At 42.9% G+C, this 19,200-nt stretch carries 20 protein-coding genes; 8 read left to right on the top strand and 12 right to left on the bottom strand.

From position 1 onward, the window contains the following. Positions 1-96: 96 nt before the first annotated feature. Positions 97-1,059, top strand: a complete 963-nt coding sequence (gene rhuM, locus G5B43_RS02950) for a virulence protein RhuM/Fic/DOC family protein (RefSeq protein ID WP_165293201.1) — start codon at positions 97-99, stop codon at positions 1,057-1,059. Positions 1,060-1,194: 135 nt separating this feature from the next. Here rhuM and G5B43_RS02945 read toward each other — a convergent pair whose 3' ends face one another. Then, positions 1,195-1,692, bottom strand: a complete 498-nt coding sequence (locus tag G5B43_RS02945) for a hypothetical protein (RefSeq protein ID WP_165293187.1) — start codon at positions 1,690-1,692, stop codon at positions 1,195-1,197. A 19-nt stretch (positions 1,693-1,711) separates the two neighbouring features. Further along, positions 1,712-2,089 (bottom strand): hypothetical protein, encoded by a 378-nt coding sequence (locus G5B43_RS02940; RefSeq protein ID WP_165293186.1) that lies wholly within the window; start codon positions 2,087-2,089, stop codon positions 1,712-1,714. 386 nt (positions 2,090-2,475) lie between these two features. Between G5B43_RS02940 and G5B43_RS02935 the strand changes: the two genes are divergently transcribed. Continuing rightward, positions 2,476-3,348 carry an HD domain-containing protein gene (locus tag G5B43_RS02935; RefSeq protein WP_165293200.1) on the top strand — a complete coding sequence of 291 codons (873 nt, stop codon included), beginning with the start codon at positions 2,476-2,478 and terminating at the stop codon, positions 3,346-3,348. Between the two features lie 505 nt (positions 3,349-3,853). Then, complete coding sequence (locus tag G5B43_RS02930) at positions 3,854-4,063, top strand: hypothetical protein (protein WP_165293199.1); 210 nt, start codon at positions 3,854-3,856, stop codon at positions 4,061-4,063. A 20-nt stretch (positions 4,064-4,083) separates the two neighbouring features. On the opposite strand, the gene G5B43_RS02925 is transcribed toward G5B43_RS02930, so the two are convergent. The 3 genes from G5B43_RS02925 to G5B43_RS02915 form a co-directional block, all read right to left on the bottom strand. Continuing rightward, complete coding sequence (locus G5B43_RS02925) at positions 4,084-4,998, bottom strand: NAD(P)-dependent oxidoreductase (protein ID WP_165293198.1); 915 nt, start codon at positions 4,996-4,998, stop codon at positions 4,084-4,086. A gap of 21 nt (positions 4,999-5,019) precedes the next feature. Further along, positions 5,020-5,910: an NAD(P)-dependent oxidoreductase gene (locus G5B43_RS02920; RefSeq protein ID WP_165293197.1), complete on the bottom strand. Its 891-nt coding sequence runs from the start codon at positions 5,908-5,910 to the stop codon at positions 5,020-5,022. A 78-nt stretch (positions 5,911-5,988) separates the two neighbouring features. Then, the gene (locus G5B43_RS02915; protein ID WP_165293196.1) at positions 5,989-6,891 is read right to left on the bottom strand and encodes a helix-turn-helix domain-containing protein; all 903 of its coding nucleotides are present in this window, start codon (positions 6,889-6,891) and stop codon (positions 5,989-5,991) included. Between the two features lie 601 nt (positions 6,892-7,492). Here G5B43_RS02915 and G5B43_RS02910 point away from each other — a divergent pair. Then, the gene (locus G5B43_RS02910; protein WP_165292683.1) at positions 7,493-7,939 is read left to right on the top strand and encodes a hypothetical protein; all 447 of its coding nucleotides are present in this window, start codon (positions 7,493-7,495) and stop codon (positions 7,937-7,939) included. Here the strand turns inward: G5B43_RS02910 and G5B43_RS02905 are convergent. Beyond that, on the bottom strand, positions 7,911-8,045 hold the full coding sequence (locus tag G5B43_RS02905) for a helix-turn-helix domain-containing protein (RefSeq protein ID WP_165293195.1): 135 nt from the start codon (positions 8,043-8,045) through the stop codon (positions 7,911-7,913). The two genes, G5B43_RS02910 and G5B43_RS02905, sit on opposite strands and share 29 nt — an antisense overlap. 407 nt (positions 8,046-8,452) lie before the next feature. On the opposite strand from G5B43_RS02905, the gene G5B43_RS02900 reads away from it, so the two are divergent. Continuing rightward, positions 8,453-8,947, top strand: coding sequence for a DUF1648 domain-containing protein (locus tag G5B43_RS02900; RefSeq protein WP_165293194.1), 495 nt, complete (start codon positions 8,453-8,455; stop codon positions 8,945-8,947). Positions 8,948-9,097: 150 nt separating this feature from the next. Here the strand turns inward: G5B43_RS02900 and G5B43_RS02895 are convergent, their stop codons facing one another. From G5B43_RS02895 to dinB, 6 genes are all read right to left on the bottom strand, one after another. Further along, positions 9,098-10,366: an ATP-binding protein gene (locus G5B43_RS02895; protein ID WP_165293193.1), complete on the bottom strand. Its 1,269-nt coding sequence runs from the start codon at positions 10,364-10,366 to the stop codon at positions 9,098-9,100. 147 nt (positions 10,367-10,513) lie between these two features. Beyond that, positions 10,514-10,708: an ORF6N domain-containing protein gene (locus tag G5B43_RS02890; RefSeq protein ID WP_206367206.1), complete on the bottom strand. Its 195-nt coding sequence runs from the start codon at positions 10,706-10,708 to the stop codon at positions 10,514-10,516. Between the two features lie 373 nt (positions 10,709-11,081). Continuing rightward, the gene (locus G5B43_RS02885; RefSeq protein WP_165293192.1) at positions 11,082-11,522 is read right to left on the bottom strand and encodes an IS3 family transposase; all 441 of its coding nucleotides are present in this window, start codon (positions 11,520-11,522) and stop codon (positions 11,082-11,084) included. A 51-nt stretch (positions 11,523-11,573) separates the two neighbouring features. Next, on the bottom strand, positions 11,574-11,855 hold the full coding sequence (locus tag G5B43_RS02880; RefSeq protein WP_165293191.1) for a transposase: 282 nt from the start codon (positions 11,853-11,855) through the stop codon (positions 11,574-11,576). 268 nt (positions 11,856-12,123) lie between these two features. Next, complete coding sequence (locus G5B43_RS02875) at positions 12,124-15,177, bottom strand: DNA polymerase III subunit alpha (RefSeq protein ID WP_165293190.1); 3,054 nt, start codon at positions 15,175-15,177, stop codon at positions 12,124-12,126. 1 nt (position 15,178) lies between these two features. After that, a complete protein-coding gene (dinB, locus tag G5B43_RS02870) occupies positions 15,179-16,318 on the bottom strand; it encodes a DNA polymerase IV (RefSeq protein ID WP_240904701.1) in 1,140 nt (379 codons plus the stop codon). Here dinB and G5B43_RS19600 point away from each other — a divergent pair, their 5' ends adjacent. The 3 genes from G5B43_RS19600 (at position 16,319) to G5B43_RS02855 (ending at position 19,109) form a co-directional block, all read left to right on the top strand. Then, a complete protein-coding gene (locus tag G5B43_RS19600) occupies positions 16,319-16,642 on the top strand; it encodes a helix-turn-helix domain-containing protein (RefSeq protein ID WP_206367205.1) in 324 nt (107 codons plus the stop codon). A gap of 389 nt (positions 16,643-17,031) precedes the next feature. Beyond that, positions 17,032-17,244 carry a hypothetical protein gene (locus G5B43_RS19245; protein ID WP_206367203.1) on the top strand — a complete coding sequence of 71 codons (213 nt, stop codon included), beginning with the start codon at positions 17,032-17,034 and terminating at the stop codon, positions 17,242-17,244. A 236-nt stretch (positions 17,245-17,480) separates the two neighbouring features. Continuing rightward, positions 17,481-19,109 carry a hypothetical protein gene (locus G5B43_RS02855; protein ID WP_165293188.1) on the top strand — a complete coding sequence of 543 codons (1,629 nt, stop codon included), beginning with the start codon at positions 17,481-17,483 and terminating at the stop codon, positions 19,107-19,109. Positions 19,110-19,200 lie beyond the last annotated feature (91 nt).

Raw genomic sequence — 19,200 nt, 5'->3', positions numbered from 1 at the left:
AGTATAAAAGAATAGTATATTTGCGTCCACAATATATTAGCGTACAACTGTAAAAGAGACCAATTGAAGCTCGCTTCAACCAAAGAATATAAAGCTATGAGCAAGATTTTAATGTATCAAACAAAAGATAATCGAACCCAGATTGAGGTGCAATTTGATAAAGATACTGTCTGGTTAAATCGGCAACAGATATCTTCGTTGTTTGATAGGGACATCAAAACCATTGGTAAGCATATAGGTAATGTATTTGCGGAAGGAGAATTAGAAGCCGGTTCAGTTGTCGCAAAATTTGCGACAACTGCTTCAGATGGTAAAGTGTACCAAGTCGAACATTACAATTTAGACGTTATTATATCTGTAGGCTACCGGGTAAAATCCAAACAAGGTACCGCTTTCCGTCAGTGGGCAACCCAACGATTGAAAGAGTACCTTATTCAAGGTTACACTATCAATCAAAAACGTCTGGACGAGTTACAACAGACTGTGCAATTCATTGCCGAAAAGGCAAAAGATTTAGAAAATGTAGACGAGGCGAGGGGTATTATGGATATCATTTCACAGTATACCCAGAGCTTTGTTCTTTTGAACCAATTCGATAGCAATTCTATCGAACCGAAAAAGCTCAACGAGAATATTACTTACGAGATTAATTATCCCGAAGCAAAGATTGCCATTGCTGAACTTAAGAAACAGCTAATAGGTAAAAAAGAAGCAACCGCATTATTCGGCAATGAGAAAGATAACAGCTTTGAGGGAACATTGCAAAGTGTTGTGCAGACATTCACGGGGCAATATTTATATTCCAGTATAGAAGAACAGGCTGCCCATCTGCTCTATTTTATCATTAAAAACCATCCCTTTACTGATGGTAACAAACGTATTGGAGCTTTTATGTTCGTGTGGTTTTTAGAGAAGAATAAACATCGATTTAAACGGGACGGTGAAATAAAGATCAATGACAATGCCTTGGTGACATTGGCCTTATTAGTAGCCCAGAGTGACCCTCAGGAAAAAGAATTGATGGTCAAGCTGATTACGCAGCTTATAAATAGCCGGTAGTATAGCTCGGTCGGAGTTTCTTGAAATCTCATCAGTCTTTTACGTCAGGTAAAAAGACTAAAATTCATCAATCAGCCAGCCAAAAGCCTGGAAAAGCAAAAGCCATCCCACAAGTGAATGGCTTCTGCGCAAACACTATCTTCCCAGCGCCTTTCTCCGCTCAATCTCAGCCTGTAAGCTTTGAAACCAAGCCTGATAAACCTGAGGCTCGTAAATCATCTGTTCCTTTGTGTCCTTATTCACCTGGCCCCAGTAACCACTGCGGCTGGACTCAGCACCTTCATACAACGTAATCTTCACTTCCGTTACCGCTTCATTTATACCCTCCACGTAGAACATCGCTTTGGAGGTGTTCGCGTCTTTCGAGCTGCCCCATAACGCCCGTTGCATATTGGCATTTTTGTTCTCTATACGTTTGCTCGCGTTGATCAATCCCGTTTCCTTGTCGGCACGGTCTACGATGTAGCTCTCGGACTGCAGTAAGCTGATAGCGGATTTAAATACCAAATCTTGGTCAGATTCAAACTGTTTGGTCGTCATCATCTTCACTTCAGCCGGCGTTTTGGTAATCATTTGCGTAGCACACGAGCTTAGTAGCGCTACAGCACATAAGCATGTAATAATTTTCTTCATTTTGGTATATAGACTAAGGTTAATAAGCAGTGGATACGACAGAATAATCGGCAACAACATCGTTATCATCGAAAGTGATGATCAGATCGAAAGATTTACTACTGGTACTTTGGCTGGCACGCTGCCCCGCAAAGAAATCTGTTGAACCAGCCTTATTCTCGACAGACATTTTGTTGTAACTCCATACCTCGCGGTTGGATTTGTTTTTCGATACCAGATTAGGCGAGCCGAATAGTTTAAGGATTTCATCCTGCGTTGTCTCTCCTTTGACAACTTTGCTTTTGACCACCCCGATGGTCAGATTGCTTTTTTCGGCAGACCCCTCGGTGCCGTATTTGTAACTGTTGCAAGCAGTGAGGGATAAAATTAATAATCCGGAAAGTATCGTTTTATACATAGTTTAAAAATTTCACAAACATATTTAGTTCATTCGACCCAACCATACGGCTTCCCGTAAGGAAACCTATGGCTGAACGATTAAACTTGTCAGATAGAGGGGTGCGTCATTTACTGCTTTTGTATATCTAAAAGTACAATTGTCTATTACGTAAAATAATACTGCAACATTTTTTAACGTCGTAAACTTAATTATATGGTTTTCCTAAAGGAATTCGACTTATTTCTTTATTTCAGCGATATATCTATTTACATTTTCTGACCCGATACTCCCCCAAAATCCGTAAATTTAACCATTAAGCCATTTTGAAGCATAGTATGGCAGATATCGAATGCCTCGTGCAGCAGTCTCGGTATAACTCCACGCAAAACGGACAATAGCGCTAAATGAAATATGTAGATAAAATATATGGAGAGTTTGAAATTTCAGGAGTGTTTGAAGAAATCATAAATACAGATGTCTTTCAGCGATTGAAGAAAATTCACCAAGGAGGTTCTATTTTTTTGAGTAACCCGAAAGTAAATCATACAAGATTTGAGCATTCGATTGGAGTAATGCTCATTATAAAAAAACTAGGAGGAAGCATTGAAGAACAAATTGCCGGATTAATTCATGATATTTCGCATACCGCATTTTCTCATTTAATTGATTATGTACTTGAAGTAGAAGAAGAGGATTACCATGAACAAAGATATCACGAAGTTTTAAAGGATCGTGAATTAAACGCGGTGTTGAAGAAATATCAGATTGATAGAACGACGTTTATGGATACGGAAAAATTTAAGCTTCTAGAATACCCGCTACCATATTTATCAGCTGATAGGATAGACTATACACTTCGGGATATGTGTCAGATTGGAGAAGTTACCCTTGCCGAGATTTCTTGGTTTACAAAGGGTTTAGTGATGTTTGATAATAGAATTGTCCTGAAATCTAAAGATTATGCAGAGTGGTTTCAATCAAAATACAATTTCCTCACAGCTGAATATTTTGAAAGTCCGGAAAATGTGGAGATAAATCTAATAATGAGGGAAATAATTAGAAGTTGTTTGGGAACAGGGATCATTGAAGAACAGGACTTTTTCGAGGATGACTTTTATCTTATGGATAAAATTAATCAGAAATTAAATTTAAAGCAGTGGATTGATAGAATCCGGAGCAAAGGGTTGAAAAATAAAAAGTTAAAAACTAAAAAACGGATAGTGGATCCTGAGGTCATAGTAAATGGTCAGATCTTAAAATTATCAGAAGTGCATTAGAACAGCTCGCAATGGATACAGCAACATCTTGTCGACTGCCACGAATATTAACCAAATTTGTGACAAGACAAGTAGGCTAGTGACTGAAAGCCGTACGGTTTCCCGTATTTCCTACACGGTGAAGTTTCCTGTCTTTGAAAGTATCAGATTATGAACATATGAAATTCTCAGATTATTGTACACGCTGCGTCTGGATACAGGACCCCTTTAGAAGAGTATAGACTAATCTGAAAACCTTAAATAAACAGGGTTTGGCTGATAGATTATATGATTGTGAGGTTCTTATCAATGAGATATAAAACTGCAACGCTACGTTGCAGTTTTGCTGTCACGACATAGCTTGTTGGTGTAAACCTTTCTTTGAGTTTAAGATTACAGATATCAAGGATAATGAAATTGCCGAACTTCGGAAGTTCCATAAAACCGTATTCGATCTCGATAGTATTTCTTCGGTTGCCAGCGATCTTAAGTTTTTCAATGAACTTCAAATATTGATTACGGCGAGATGCAGGCTCCAAGCAAGGAATTTGTCCGATATTTTGCCAAACAAGTATATCCTAGCGTCGTAACCGCCAAAGTGGAGCAATTCACACCTTTAGTTAAGCGTGGGTTTACGCAGATTGTTCATGATCAAATCAGTGAGCGCCCGAAAAGTGCCCTCAAAAAATTAACAGAAAACGAACGGGAAAACAACCAGATAGACGTACGTCGATGAATGGACAATTAATGTGAGGGTCAAGGGATAACCTCAGTTTTTGACGCGGCTTTCTTTCGAATTAATTCGAACAAGCTCGCGAAATCATCCCCGCCGTGGCCGTCGGCAACACGTTGTTTCATCAGTAGTTCCACAGCGACGAGCAGATCAGGCTTTACTCCTTGTGCGATGCTGAAATCAACGAGGCTTCCGCCGGCAACCTGCATCGCCAAATTGGCTTCTTTGGAGACGTAGTTTCCCACCTCAATCTGTGCTGCCATCTCCGGCATGGCGGTTGTCATTGCCTGTAGCCATGGTATGAGTAAGGACGTGGTGAATTCCGTTATCGGAACCTGAGCGCTATCGATCAATGCCGTTGCCTGAAGGAACCCACCAAACATACCATACATACCGCTGAGCAATGCCAGGTCATGTAGTGCTGCTATTCCAGCGTCAGTGCCGAGGAACTTCACAGCACCCAAGGCGCTCAATACACTTTGATATGCTTCAAACCCGATTTTCGAACCGCTATAAAGGAGGAAGGCTTCTTTTTGGCCGATAAGCGACGGTACTGCCATGATTCCACCATCAACATAACCTTTTGCACCTTTCCCTTCGATGAAGATTGCCATTTCCCGAGCTTGTTTTGGTGTACCATTGGTGAGATTGACCACGATGCGGTCTGCCAAAACGCTCCAGTCCAATTCATCGAAAATGCGATAAACCACCTCATAGTTGAGGACGCAAACTACAATCAGCGGACTTGCCAATACGGCCTCAGTGATTGTTGTGCTACCTTTTGCACCGCTGACTACCATGTCACTGACCTTTTCCGGCGATCGGTTCCATACCGTAGTGGTGTAATTCGCATTTAAGAATGCGTTGGCCAACGCAGTACCCATGGCCCCTAAGCCAACGACGGTTACTGCTCCTTTTGTTTTATTGTTTGTTGTCATAATGATTTTATTTGTGAGTTTCTAGGAATTCTTTTTAATTGCCTCAAATAAACTAGGCCAACCGTCTTTGCCACGTCCTGCTGCAATGGTGTGGTCATAGAGCGTTTTTACCGCTTCCGGCAACACGGTATTGATCCCCGCAGTTTGGCTCGCCCGGACGATGTGGTCGGCAGTTGCGCCCATCATAATGACATTGGCCATATCGCCAGGATATTTGCCTGAATCGATGTGATCAGCAGCTTCTGCCAACGCACCAATAACTGACATGGATTCAAATGTTTTCATGGCATACGGGAGGAATGTTTTAGCGGAAACGCCGGCGGAACCCACGAGCGCCGTGGCGTGCAAATACGCAGCTAAGGATGTGAGGAAAATATCGAGTTGAGCTTGGTAGTAAAACTGAGCGAGTCCGGGATCTTCGCCAACATAATCGGCTCTACCGATGAGCCGAAGGCTCGCTTCATGTGTGTCGAATGCCGCTTTTGGTCCACTATAAAATCCGTATGCCCCTTCTTTCCCCACTAGTTCGGCGGGTACCATAATCCCGCCCACGAGGAGCTCAGCTCCATGGCTTTTCAGCCAAGTGGCCGATTCCCTTGTCTTGTCGGGTGTATCTGAACTAAGATTGACGATAAGTCGATCTCTCAGGGCGTCTTCGGCTCCTGCAAAGATGGTGTACATCGCCCTGTAGTCGGTCAAGCTCAGGATAACAAATTTGCTGGCGCCTAGGGCATCGACAACCGTATTTGCCTTTATGGCTCCTTTTTCAACGATTCTCTCAGCCCTACTGGCGGTACGATTCCATACATTTACCCGGTAACCCTCGTTGAGGTATACCGTTGCCATGGCCTGTCCCATTGGTCCTAAACCAATAATTGTTACCGCATTTTTGTTGTTTGTTACATTGTTCATATGAAGTTCACTTATTTTGTTGGTACAAAAGTAAGTGGACAATGAAGAGTGTATACTTTACAAAAGGAGGAAGATTCTTTAAGAATTACGGAAAGTTACCGGGCTTTCACCCACATGGCGCTTGAAGAAGACGGAAAAGTAGTCGGGATTATTAAAATTGAGATTATGGGCAATCTGTGAAACAGTCATATTGGTTTGTCGCAGGAGTGCCTTGGCATGGTGGAGCCGGGCATGGTGGATGACCTGCAACGCACTTTGTCCACTGACATTTTTTATGGTTTCCGAAAGATGTTTGGGGCTGATATGCATGTGGTTTGCATATTCGCCCACAGCGTCGAACTCCGAATAGTGCTTTTGGACGAGTAGCATGAATTCGTTGTAGATTTCCTGCTCGCGGCCAATACCGTTATGGAGGGGAGATTGATGCCGGTACAGCAGTTTCCCTTTCAGCAAAAGGATATGGAGATAGTTTTTGATGACCTCTCTGCTAAATACATTGTGATTATCGTATTCATACTTTATTTTACGGAATACTTCGATCATATCTTCCGCGTATTGGCCATCAAGTGAGATGCTCGGCGAGCTGAGGTGGTTGAAGAACGGGAAATCCTGTAAAAATAACGTGTTGGATGACTGAAGGTGCAGGAACTCGGGTTTGAATAGGATGGTAAAGCCTTTGTGAGATCCTAGACCGTTTCCAGATTGACAAGATTGGAGACGGTAGGGACTGATAAAGAACAACGTATTTTGACCATGGACCGATGTGAAATTAAATTGGTCAACGGTAAAGTTGCAATCAGTATCGATTTCCAACACTAGCTCAAAATAATGATGACGGTAGGGAATGTCATCCACGCATGCATGCCAGTTTATGTCTTCCCAATCATACATGACGAAATCGGAAAATTTTGGTTGGACCTGAAGGTTACTTACATTCAGGTAATCACTTATATCCTTAAACTGGTGAACGCTTGAAGCCATAATTTACACTACGAAGGTACGCGGTATTATATAAAATGGCGTGAGGTACATGTAGTATTAATGTAAAAAAAGTGAAATCCTAAGTAATAAGAATCCAGCCTTGTTAGCTCTTTAGTCCTTCTGATTTTGATACTATGCGTTTCGATCTTTATGCAAGTCCCAATACATCAGCAAATTCAACAACGTTATTCTCGGGCCCAGCGTCTTTCTCCGCTCAATCTCAGCTTGTAAGCTTTGAAACCAAGCCTGATAAATCTGAGACTAGTAAATCATCTGTTCCTTTGTGTCCTTATTCACCTGGCCCCAGTAACTGTTACCCTAAAAATAGAGAATATCAACTAGATTAGCAATACAAATTATTTGTTCCCAATTAATTGTCTATTCCTCAATAGCATTGAATTATTGATCGGAAGCAATGGCCAACTATTACCGCAGAGAGATTTATTGTTCACAAACGCCATACTGAACCGATTTATCCGTGGTTTCTAGAGAATTGAACTATAGGGCGAAAGTATGAGAAAAAAGAAGTAAAATTGTGAAGTCATCCGCTGGATTTAGCTGGAGCTTAGAGTTCGGGATACAAATAAAAAGAGGAGTGAAAATGACAACTAAAAAGGTGAGCGGTGGATATCCGAAAGTAGCACAGATAATGCTGTTATTATTTTTTGTGCCATTTACAATGTTCCTAACGTATATCACATTTTCAAAAAACCTTACAGTAGAAGGCGGAGTCTTTTTAGTCATTTTTCTTGCCGCAATTTCTTTGGTTTTGAAATTTGGCTTTTCTTATGCTGATGTTTATTTGTCGGAAAACCACGTGATTATAAAGAAGCTGTTTACGACAAGAAAAATTTATCTGGAAAGGATCAGTGAGATTAGCGAATCCTTTTTTCCTTTTACCTATTACATAAAAGTTGGTGAATCGAAGGTATATTTTTTGCCCAATTTTACAGATTTATCCAAACAATTGTTGAGCTTTAATCCGACTAAGGGGTTGCAACTTATTAAGGAAAAGCTTGTTAAGGAAAATGTTGCAAAAAGGAAATAATGTATGCGTGTTCTGTTATAAAGTTACGACATACCGTATTCTTGCTTATACCTAGGCTGCGTGCTATCGATTTGATCGCATAGCCCTGCTCGTGCAGCCTGATCATCTGTTTTATCTGACACATGGGCCTGGGTTTTCCGGCCATTAGGTAATATCTTTTTCCCAAAGTAAACCAAAATCAGAACCTTATGAGGGGTCAATATGCTCCGGAATCGGATAGCTGTTGCCCGGCAATATGGGGTCAGCTTACTCCGGTGTATGCAACAGTAAAAGGAACCTCAGACTTTACACTATTAAAAACTTTATTTAATAAGGTTTTTATAATTCTCTACTTATATAGATATTTGAAATATCTACTTAGGATGTGGAGAATATAGTTTCTTCTGTTTTGTATTTAATCGCGTAATGTAGCTGATTCTATGGATTGTGAATCTACACATATGGTACAAATTGTAGTTGTTGAAAACCGTAAGGTAATCCATAGGCTTATTTTCTACTAAAAGAAATTTGTTAATGACTAGATTGCCCAGACGCCCTGATATTAAGTTGAAATTTCGACAAAAAGATAAACTTTTTGAATTATTCTGTTTGCTAGTTTTACTCGCTTATTGGCTACTGGTGATTCTCAATTACAAAGTATTGCCCGACACCGTACCTATACATTATAACAATTCGGGCGAAATTGATGGTTACGTAGCGAAGAATAAAATATGGAATCTTCCTATTTCCGCAACAATACTCTATTTAGTAATGACGACATTCGCTTTCATTCCCCAGTACTTCAATTATCTAGAAGAAGTTACAGAAGATAATGCGGAGAGATTGTACAGAAAAGGTATTCATACTTTTCGCCTTTTAAAAATATTAATAATTGTTTGTTTCCTGTCGATCACTCTCTTTAGCATGTTTGCGAACGATCTACGTCCATACCCGATCCATAATTTAGTAATAGCAGCACTTCCTTATATTATGTTAGTACCGACATTTTATTACCTATTTAAAAACTAATTTCATAAAGACAAGCTGAAGGGCAGAGACAAATTATTGCCTGTCAATATAAGCTGTATTTACCTACTGAAGAGCAGCTGTTGGATGAACTAAATAAGGAGTTGAAAAGCTTTGACTGGAATTTACCGATTAGCCTGCAAACGGTATTACCTACTTCAATATCTTAACTATCCTTTCACGCTCTTTGTCCGATAAGGGTATAGCCCGTTCTACAATGGGTAGTATCTCATTTTTACGGTCAGTTTGAAGCAGCAGGTCTAGGAATCCCAGATAGGTCCGAATTAAGTCAGCTTTAACACCAACAAAGGCGCGCGGATCAGCTATATAAAGTTCCTGTACCAGTTGCAGGAGGGTCACGTTACGCTGTTTATCCACGTCTGATGAACTGTAGTGAGGCAATAAGTCTTTTTGTACCAGCTCCTGCAGTTTGATATCCACCGCCTGGTCGCGCACATATTTCTTCTGTTTACGTTCCAGCATGTCACGTAGTTCAATTACAAGTTTGCGGTATACCACTTGCTGTTCCTTCTCACTGAATAAGTTTCCCTCACCGGATAACATCATATCGGACATCTCAAAACCGTTAAAAAAAGAAGACTGCACATATACGGAGTGGTGAAAATCGATAGCGTTATTATTAAAGCTGCTCAACAGCTTAGCTACCTCCGCCTTATGGCTGTTCAGGAAATAATAATAGTAACGGTCGCCGATAGGGTATTTCCAACGGATATAGTTTACCTTGAAGACAAAAGAATTTTCCTCGGGGCTGTATATTGTAAACGAAGTTTCATCCGTTTCCTGAATCAGCTGTTGGTAGGAGATAGGCTTGCCATTTATCTTGATGCTGTACCCCAAATCCTTGTTTAGATGCAAGAACCAACCAAACTCCTGCGCCAGAAAATCCACAAATTCCTCCGACTGTAATGTCATAGCATTCAGACCAAATACACCCTCCAACACTACTGTTGTGCCGGTATTTAATGCAGTCGAAGGCTGCGGTTCCGAGTTATCGTATTCGTCCTTCGCGTCTCTGTCTATCACGAGTTTATACTGTACCAAGCTATCGCCGGCAGCTACGACCGTGTACCAGGTAGCGCGTGTTGCGAATAGAGAGAAGGCAAATCGTCCCTTTCCCTTCTTACCACGTGTGTACGAAGTTCGTTTAGGCTGTCCCTTTTTTAAGGAATCCAGAAAATTGCCAAAAGAATAATCCAGCGTATTGGGAGCAATACCTTCGCCATTGTCACTAATGCTAATTTGTTCTATGTAACCGAGCTGATTGCTCGTGATGTCAATAGCTACAACTGTAGCTTTGGCGTCAAATCCATTCCATAGATATTCCGCAATGACCTGTTTAGCATCCTTTGGTAGCCCTGCCGAGTCTATACTCGCATTTGTTATCTTGGTACTATTCTTCATGATTATAAGCCTTCAGGCAAATTTATTAAAATATCTTTGATTTGTGTTTGTTTTGCTAAAAAATATAGTAAGCAGGGGTGGCTTTAAATTCCCTATGCACTGTGTAGGGAATTTGTAACTAATTGCGCATAAGCAAAGCTTTACCCATTATATAATTTTGACAAAAAAGTGTTCTGGAAATTTTTCGATATTCCTTCTTACAGCTTGTTTGAGAGTACGTGTCTCTACACCATAAAGCTCTGCCAAATCCCGATCTAGCATGATATTTTCATGTCGTAGCGTATATATCCTATCCGCCAAAACTCCGTTAGGGATAATTATATCTTGGGTCTGCTTTGCCATAACTGATAATCGTTGATTAGTGTGTTTAATTCTATAGAGGTATCACATTTTGTGATACTTTAATATTTTATAATGTTGTAATCTTGAAATCATAATTTATGACTCCAAGTTGCATCCTCCAAATATAAAAAATATTTTAATAAAGCTAAATATTTTAGTAAATATGTTTTTACGGATAGCTATCTATTGAGTATACTGTATATGGACCAAGTGCTCAGCTATCAACACCATATCAAATTCCTTATCACAATTTTTTTTAGCTACTCAAGAAATTTATCACTCTTCCATTCTCTTTCATTAAAATCTTCTTGAAGTCTAAGGGTAAGCATTAAAATCCCATTCTTGTTAAGAGTATAAAGTGTCGCTGAGCTTCTTACCCGAGAAATCGATGTAGATCTTGTCTGTCGGTTTGTGTTCCAGTACCAGTAAGGTAGGCCCATCCGCAGGTAGTCTTTATATAGGTAATATCACCGACCCATTTTTGGGATAATGCATTCGCTGAAAAATCTCTCCCGAGGAGATTTTCAGCTATACCATAACTATGGCTGGAATCGGTGGTCACCTTATATTTTTTACGGATCTTACTTCTTAAGTTCAGTTTCTTCATTAAGCGCGCTACATACGACCTAGATACCTGCCAGTGTTTTTTCTTCAGTTCCTGCGTAATACGGGGACTTCCGTAGATCTGATGGCTATTTTCATATTCCTGCTGTATCAGGGCAGATAATTCCGCTGTCTTTTTTTCTCTGTTACTTTGTGGTCTGGTCAGCCACTTATAAAATCCACTGCTGCTAACTTTGATTGTATTGCACATCTTTTCTGGCTGGAAAGATATTTATGTGTTTACGTATGAACTCGTACTTTCTCAGTCTCCCTTGGAAAAGATGGCCACCGCCTTTTTTAAGATAGCGTTCTCTAATTCTGCATCCCGCAACCTCTTCTTTAGCTCCCTGATTTCTTGCTCCTGGGGAGTCAATTTGTCGTTTTTAGGTAATATCGTGCCACCATTATATCTTGGATCCATGCGCCATTTACTTAGTCTACTGGCATCCATATCCAGTTCTTTTGCCGCTTCTAATACCGATCCTTTGCTATAAGAAAGCTCTACTGCCATTTTCTTAAAGGAATCGTCAAATACTCTTTTCATCTGTTAACAAATTTAAATCTATTTTTCAAATCTGTCTCCACTCAAAGGTAGCAACTCCATAGAGTTTGAAAAACGCGATAACGGTGAGATAAAGAAAATGAATAGAGATTTTAATTATTTTGAGAACAGGAAGGAGGTTAAAAAATTTGAACGGTTGATTTATGATAAAATTATCGAAAAACTGCATGAAAATAGCAATAAACCAAGAACAATAGCTATAAGGTATCGCTGAATTCCGGGCGGAGCTTCTATGACCCAATAAAAATCTTCACCCCATCTTCCGCCTCGGCAGCCCAATCTCGTGCGCCTGCGGATAAGGCGCGCGATGCGTCATGCTCACATCCTCACGGATCTGCTGATGAATCTTATACTGGCTATCGCGGTCGTGGTTGTACCGCGGGTCCGGGATAAAAGGCAGCTTAGCCATCTTATGGATCGTCAAGGTAGGGAAGTGGTAGTCCACCTCTACCGTGCCGAGCAACAAATAACAGCCGCCACCCTTAAAAGGATGGCGCTCCAGACAGTCCGGAAAATGCGCCGTATCGAAGTAATCACCTTTCACATCGATCCACGTACCAAAGTACATTGCGCCCCTTTTCGTCGGCACATGCTTCCGCGCGATGAGATAAGCCAGCATCCGGACCTGCTTCTTGTGGCAGTTCACCAAGTCAGCCACCATCACATCTCCCCGAAAAGTCGTCTGCAACAGATCAAAAGGCGAGCAGGAAACCGGAAAGCCCAGCAGTTCGATCTCATCAAAAGCATCCTCGAAGTAAGAGCGCTCCAACTTCGGTAGCGACCATTCCTTGGCCGGTTCCCGCAGCAAAAGTGGCATGCGCTGTTCCGGTTTAAAATTTACCAGCAGCAGTCTTGCCTGCACCAATAGCTCACTTTTCGACTTCCCCGTAAAACGGAAAGCCCCGATAAAGATGAGCAGCTGCACCCCCTCGATGCCGATCGGTATACGCTGCACAAAATCCTCCAGTGACCAGAAGTCGCCGTTGCGTTCACGCTCTTCCACGATACCCTCCGCCAGCCTACTTTCCAATCCCTGCAGGAGCATCAGGCCCAGATACACATCCCGACCATATAAAGTCGTCTCATAACCACTTTTGTTGATGCATGGGTTCAAGATATGCGCGCCCGACATACGCGCCTCGTGCACATACACCTCCGTGCGGTAGAAACCACCCTGGTTATTGATCACCGCCACCATAAATTCCAGCGGATAATACACCTTTAAGTAAAGACTCTGGTAACTCTCCACTGCATAAGAAGCCGAGTGCGCCTTACAGAAAGAGTAACCCGCGAACGATTCGATCTGCCGGTACACCTCGCGGCTCAGCACCTCCGGGTGGCCAAGGCGTGTGCAGGACGCAAAAAAGTTATCCTTTACCCGCTGCAAGGCCGACAGCGACCGGCCTTTTCCGCTCATGGCCCGCCGCAGAATATCTCCATCAGCCGCCGATAGGCCACCAAAATGCATCGCGATCTTGATCACGTCCTCCTGATACACCATGATACCGTACGTATCGCCCAGATGCTCCTCGAATACCTGGTGGAAATACTCAAAACGATCCGGATAGTTATGCCGGAATATATACTCCTTCATCATGCCCGATTGCGCTACCCCCGGGCGGATGATAGAAGAAGCCGCCACCAGCGTCGGGTAGTTGTCGCACTTGAGGCGGCGCAGCAGCCCGCGCATGGCCGGCGACTCAATGTAGAAGCAGCCGATCGTCTGGCCGCGAGCCAGAAAATCATTGCAGCGCATTTCCCCCTTGGAGAGCGTCGTATCCCGGATATCTACCTGTATCCCCCGGTTTTTCCTGATCAGTTTAACCGCGTCATTGATGCTGCCCAGACCCCGCTGGCTCAAGATATCAAACTTTTCAAAACCGATATCCTCCGCCACATGCATATCAAACTGCACGATCGGAAAACCCTTGGGCGGCATCTCCAGAGCCGTATAATCGGTTATCGGCGTTTCCGATATCAATATCCCACAGGCATGCATACTCCGCTGGTTCGGAAACTTTTCGAGCATCTTGCCATACTTGTGTACAGCCGCCACCACCGCGTTGTTATCGTGCAGCTCCATCGGCTGGGTTGCCAGCCCGTCCAGTTCCTCCTTTGGCAGACCAAATACCTTGCCCACCTCCCGGAATATCGAGCGGTACTTAAATTCCACATTCGTGCCGCAGAAAGCCACATGTTCCTTGCCATAGCGGTCAAATATATACTGCAATATTACATCCCTTTCCTGCCAGCTCCAATCAATATCAAAATCCGGCGGTGTCTTGCGGTTGAGGTTCAGGAAGCGCTCAAAATACAGATCAAGCTCCAAGGGGCATATATCCGTAATGCCGAGGCAGTATGCCACGATGCTGTTCGCCCCGCTGCCCCGGCCCACGTGCATAAAGCCCATGCTGTTGCTGTAGCGAACGATATCCCAGGTAATCAAGAAATAACCGCTGAATCCCAGCTCATCGATTACCCTCAGCTCTTTTTCCACACGCTCCCGCGCAGGTCGGTTTTTCTCCCCATAACGCTTTTTCAAACCCGCATAAGCCAGCCCCGTCAACAAGTTGATATCACCCTCGCGGTTTCCCGTATAGTGCCTTTTGTTCTTGGGTGTTTTAAAATCAAACGCAAAATCGCAAGCTTCCATTACCCGAGCCGTATTGGCCACGAGCTGCGAGTACTCCCCAAATATTTCCATTAGTTCCCCGGTAGGCCGCATATATTCATCGGTACGGCAGCAAGCATCTTCCGACAAGCGGGACAGCACCACGTTCAGGTCGATAGCGCGCAGGATGCGGTGCAGGTTATACTCCTTTTTGCCCGATACCGTTACCGGGTTTAGCGCCAGCATGCGCGGCAACAAGCTTTTCCATTTTTCCTGTACCAGCAGGTTCAGTTCGCTGGGGCGGATGCCGATATATTCATCCGTGCCCAGCTGCTGCGGCACATTGGACAGCGGATAGATAGTGATGACATCTTGGAAATCTGGAGCCCGATCGGGGAGGGGCATACCCTCGCAGTTGCGGGCCGTAAGCAGTCGGCACAGCTCCCCGATACCCCGTTGCGTTTTCGCCAAGCCGATGTAAAGTAGGCGGTTTCCCTCACGAAATTCCATGCCCACCACAGGTTTTATCCCTTCCTTGCGGCATATCTTGGCAAAATCATAGATTCCCGTTACGGTATTGATGTCCGTCAAGGCGAGCGAAGTTGCCCCGCAGGCAAGCGCCTGCTGCACCAGCGTTTCCAATGAAAGCGTGCCGTAGCGCAGACTGTGGTAGGAGTGGCAGTTCAGGTACATGTTAGACCTCCTCCCTACGCAACCCCCTGAATCCCGAAGCCCGGCCCACTTTATCCACGCCAAAGCGGTTTTTGATGCGGTCCATCGCCTGGTAGAGCGCCACCATTTCCTGTGTATCCTCAAAGATGTCGATCTGTAGGCTGCCCCGCACCAGATTCGTCAGCCGCACACCGATCAGCCGGATGCGCATGCGCCTGTTGTACAGTTTGTCGAATAGCTCCATCACGCAGCGCGACAGCGTATGGTCCGCCGAAGTATACGGAATGCGGCACTGCTTGGTCTCCGTGTCAAAATTGGAATAGCGTATTTTCACCACCACGGTAGAGGTCAGCCACTGCTCGCTGCGCAGCTGATAGGCGAGTTTCTCCACCATACCGCTGATGACGCTGCGCAGTTTGGCCAAGTCGATCGTATCCTGGCCAAACGTATGCTCGGTCGAAATCGATTTACGTTCGGTATACGGTTCTACAGGCGTATAATCTATACCATTGGCCTTTTTCCAGAGGTCGATACCATTCTTACCGATCATCTGCTGCAATACCTCCATCGGCATATCCGCTAGCGTGTGTATCTGCCGGATGCCTATACGCGAGAGCAGCTGGAAGGTAGCATCGCCCACCATGGGTATCTTTTTGATCGACAGTGGATTTAGGAAAGGACGCACCATCCCGGCGCTGATCTCCTTTTTACCGAGAGGTTTTGCTTCGCCTGTACCAATCTTGGCCACGGTCTTGTTTACCGAGAGCGCAAAGCTGATCGGTAGTCCCGTATGGTGGGTGATGGATTGGGAAAGTTCCTCCGTCCACTTATAGGCGCCAAAAAACCGGTCCATACCCGTGATATCGAGGTAGTGCTCATCAATGCTTGCCTTCTCTACCACCGGTGCTTTTTCTTCGATCACCTCCGTCACCATATGTGAAAGCTTGGAATATCGTTCCATATCGCCCTTCATTACTTTGGCCTCGGGGCAGAGCCGCAACGCCATCTTGATGGGCATGGCCGAGTGCACCCCAAAATAACGTGCCTCATAGGAGCAGGAGGCTACCACACCGCGTTCGCCACCACCGATGATGATCGGTATTCCCTTCAGCTTGTCGTTGTTCAAGCGCTCGCAGGATACGAAAAACGTGTCCAGATCCATGTGTACTATTGCGCGTTCCATGCTATACCTTTCCTGTTAAATTTCATACAAAGCTATGTTGAAATACTAAAAATATTAGTATTTTTGTTGTTCAAAATTGGAACAATGTTGTATCTGGCTGACAATATGAAGTATCTGCGCGCGAAGTGGGGGCGGTCACAGCAACAGCTGGCCGACGAGTTGGGTATTACCCGCACCCGCTACTCGAAATACGAGTACGGCATGGCCGAGCCGCCGATAGATTTGTTGGTCAAGATCGCGCGGTATTATGGGTTGAGCATTGATGAAATAATATCGGTGGATTTATCGCGCGTCTTGATTTAAACTTTTAAGCTATGAAGCAAAAGGCGAAATTATTATTTATCAGAGCTATGACGGTATTACACGTATCGAGACCCGTTTCGAGGGCGAAACCGTGTGGTTGACACAAGCACAATTATGTGAGCTTTTTTAAAAATCAAAAGCTACAGTTAGTGAACATATTAAGTATATTTTCGAAGAGGGAGAGCTCGAAGAGGAAGTGGTTGTTCGGAATTTCCGAACAACCACTCAGCACGGTGCAATCAAAGATAAAACGCAAGAACGAGAGGTTAGGCAAATCTGGGGTTGACGAATTTTAAAGGAGATACACCCACTAAGCCAGAGCTACAGACTGCAAAAAACTACCTCAACGAAGAAGAACTAAACGTGCTCAACCGTGGTCACCGCTGTATATGACTGACTGGGTAGCACGTCTTGATGATTTTCTTCGGATGACGGGTAACGAGATTCTGCAACATGCCGGAACGATCAGCCATGAGCAAGCGTTGTTCTTTCAGCCTGTCTTAATCCTGTTGGCGCTTTGGCCGGCGGGTGCAATAAGACATATGTCCAAAAAAAGTTCAACAAACCTTAGTCGGAATCCGTCGACCTTAAGTCCCGTATGATTTATGGAAACAAACCGTAATCCTAGTTTTTTACATGAAAAAAATTGAAATCGGCAAAAAACATTGGGGGCTGTTGTTTTTTTGAAAATGTATATATATTTTTATTCGTACAAATATCAACAATTATTAAAGCGACTAAATGAAATTATCGAAGTTATTCTGAGAAGCGAACCATACCGCAGAAAGGAGTCTAATTCTTACGATAGAAAATAACAAATTAACCGAAAAAAGAAATTATGAGATTAACATCCTTATTCCTACTCGTTTTTATTTTAGTTGGGACAAATCATCTTCAAGCCAAGCGTATTAAGTCGCTAAGTCAAAAGGCAAACAGATCTACCGCGGCTTCTAAGGTTCAAGCGGTTCATAAAAATGAGAAAGATACGATAAAAGTCCAAACACTGTCCATAGATTTTAAAGATCCAAAAAACTTTAGACTGGAAAATGTTTCTTCGATAAAAAGAGGGCAGCTATATCAGATAGAAATTGATAATATTAATCTCAACATATATAACGTGGCAATCGGTAAAAAAGATAGTCTTATCATCTCCGATGTCCAATTTCCGACTTTTGAGTTAATCGGAGCAGACGCCATTAACAATGTAATAGACGGTATCAACATAGCGACTTCTTCGACAAGTATACCGGCGGTTAATCTTTTGGATGAAGCAACTTTAAAAAGTGGCGAAAAAATAAAAGTAAACCTGTTTGGCGAGAAGATCGTTAGTGATCCTTTTGAAATATCAAAGATAACGTCAAGTTTAGATAGTAAATGGGTTGAAGATTACGAAGAGATAGTTAAAGCAATTTATGCCGTGAAAGCGAAAGAGAAAATCAAGATAGAAATAGCTACTAATCAACAGACAATAAAGAACATCTTATCCGATGCAAATGCAGATTTCGAGAACGCAGATGACTTGATTTTTGATGTAAATCTTCAGGCGCTGTCCTATTTAGAAGGGTTGGGTGAACCCAAATTGGACGGTATTTTGAAGGGACGTAAAGCCAGAACACTTCAAGAAATTGTTCGGGATTCTGATACAGCCAGAGGAGCCATTCGGAAAATCAGAAGCGCTTTGGAAAAATTGGAAGCCGACTATAAGAAATTTAAGGAAAGCGATCCAGCATATGCAAAGGAATATGAAGACGCCGAAATAAAAAAGCAGGACGCGACGTTGAATTCTGATTTGTCAAAAGCTAAAGAAACCGTAAACACCATTTTGGAAAAAATTTCCCCCACTAAGATATCTGAATACCTGACTTCTATCATGCATTTGGACAACAATAATAGTAGAAAGTACGTATCAATGCCCTTTCAGCATAATGGTGATATCAGCGATCTTACTATAACTATCTCTCCCAAGAAACCAGAATATGGACAATCCTATACAATGAACTACAAATTTCCAATTGACAAGATCTATATTGGACTAAGTGGAGCCTTTTATTACGCGAATTTTAAACATGAAAGCTACAGTATAAAAGAAATCCCCACCAGCGACTCGACATCTGTTTTCTCTCTTGTGGATGAGGAAAACCGACGAGGAGAGGTCGGCTTTGCGGTACTTTTGCACGTCGGTTACAAAATCGGTAATAACGGATTCGGTGTTCACGGAACTGTAGGCCCGGGATTGTCTATCGCTAATAAACCCTTGCCGCGTATTGCCGGAGGCGGAGGCCTATCTTTCGGTAAAAGAAATGGTATGATTAGCCTAGATTTATTATGTATAGCGGGAAACGTAAATGTCAAAAGTAATGTTTTCAATGATGACAACTACCAACCTATAATTAAACCCGAGAGTCCAACCGTTTCAAAATTGAAAACTACCTGGGGTCTTTCACTTGGGTATATTTATAAATTTTAGACTCACTTACTGATTGGCCCCTCTAATTGTCACAAACATTTATTGAATTGGGACAATACAAAGGTTTTTAATAATTGGAAACGTCTAAATC

Source organism: Sphingobacterium sp. SGR-19 (assembly GCF_011043555.1).
GTDB lineage: Bacteria > Bacteroidota > Bacteroidia > Sphingobacteriales > Sphingobacteriaceae > Sphingobacterium.
Note: the sequence above shows the minus strand (reverse complement) of the source record. Positions and strands in the feature narration are given on the sequence as shown.

Coding starts and splice junctions, on each gene's coding strand:
- G5B43_RS02880 (WP_165293191.1), bottom strand. CDS start 11,855: ATGAAAAGAGTATTTGACGATTCCTTTAAGAAAATGGCAGTAGAGCTT.
- G5B43_RS02875 (WP_165293190.1), bottom strand. CDS start 15,177: ATGTACCTGAACTGCCACTCCTACCACAGTCTGCGCTACGGCACGCTT.
- G5B43_RS02925 (WP_165293198.1), bottom strand. CDS start 4,998: ATGACAACAAACAATAAAACAAAAGGAGCAGTAACCGTCGTTGGCTTA.
- rhuM (WP_165293201.1), top strand. CDS start 97: ATGAGCAAGATTTTAATGTATCAAACAAAAGATAATCGAACCCAGATT.
- G5B43_RS02935 (WP_165293200.1), top strand. CDS start 2,476: ATGAAATATGTAGATAAAATATATGGAGAGTTTGAAATTTCAGGAGTG.
- G5B43_RS02855 (WP_165293188.1), top strand. CDS start 17,481: ATGAGATTAACATCCTTATTCCTACTCGTTTTTATTTTAGTTGGGACA.
- G5B43_RS02945 (WP_165293187.1), bottom strand. CDS start 1,692: ATGAAGAAAATTATTACATGCTTATGTGCTGTAGCGCTACTAAGCTCG.
- G5B43_RS02890 (WP_206367206.1), bottom strand. CDS start 10,708: ATGGCAAAGCAGACCCAAGATATAATTATCCCTAACGGAGTTTTGGCG.
- G5B43_RS02920 (WP_165293197.1), bottom strand. CDS start 5,910: ATGAACAATGTAACAAACAACAAAAATGCGGTAACAATTATTGGTTTA.
- G5B43_RS02895 (WP_165293193.1), bottom strand. CDS start 10,366: ATGAAGAATAGTACCAAGATAACAAATGCGAGTATAGACTCGGCAGGG.
- G5B43_RS02915 (WP_165293196.1), bottom strand. CDS start 6,891: ATGGCTTCAAGCGTTCACCAGTTTAAGGATATAAGTGATTACCTGAAT.
- G5B43_RS19245 (WP_206367203.1), top strand. CDS start 17,032: ATGACTGACTGGGTAGCACGTCTTGATGATTTTCTTCGGATGACGGGT.
- G5B43_RS02940 (WP_165293186.1), bottom strand. CDS start 2,089: ATGTATAAAACGATACTTTCCGGATTATTAATTTTATCCCTCACTGCT.
- G5B43_RS02900 (WP_165293194.1), top strand. CDS start 8,453: ATGACTAGATTGCCCAGACGCCCTGATATTAAGTTGAAATTTCGACAA.
- G5B43_RS02905 (WP_165293195.1), bottom strand. CDS start 8,045: ATGATCAGGCTGCACGAGCAGGGCTATGCGATCAAATCGATAGCACGC.
- G5B43_RS02930 (WP_165293199.1), top strand. CDS start 3,854: ATGCAGGCTCCAAGCAAGGAATTTGTCCGATATTTTGCCAAACAAGTA.
- G5B43_RS02910 (WP_165292683.1), top strand. CDS start 7,493: ATGACAACTAAAAAGGTGAGCGGTGGATATCCGAAAGTAGCACAGATA.
- dinB (WP_240904701.1), bottom strand. CDS start 16,318: ATGGATCTGGACACGTTTTTCGTATCCTGCGAGCGCTTGAACAACGAC.
- G5B43_RS02885 (WP_165293192.1), bottom strand. CDS start 11,522: ATGTGCAATACAATCAAAGTTAGCAGCAGTGGATTTTATAAGTGGCTG.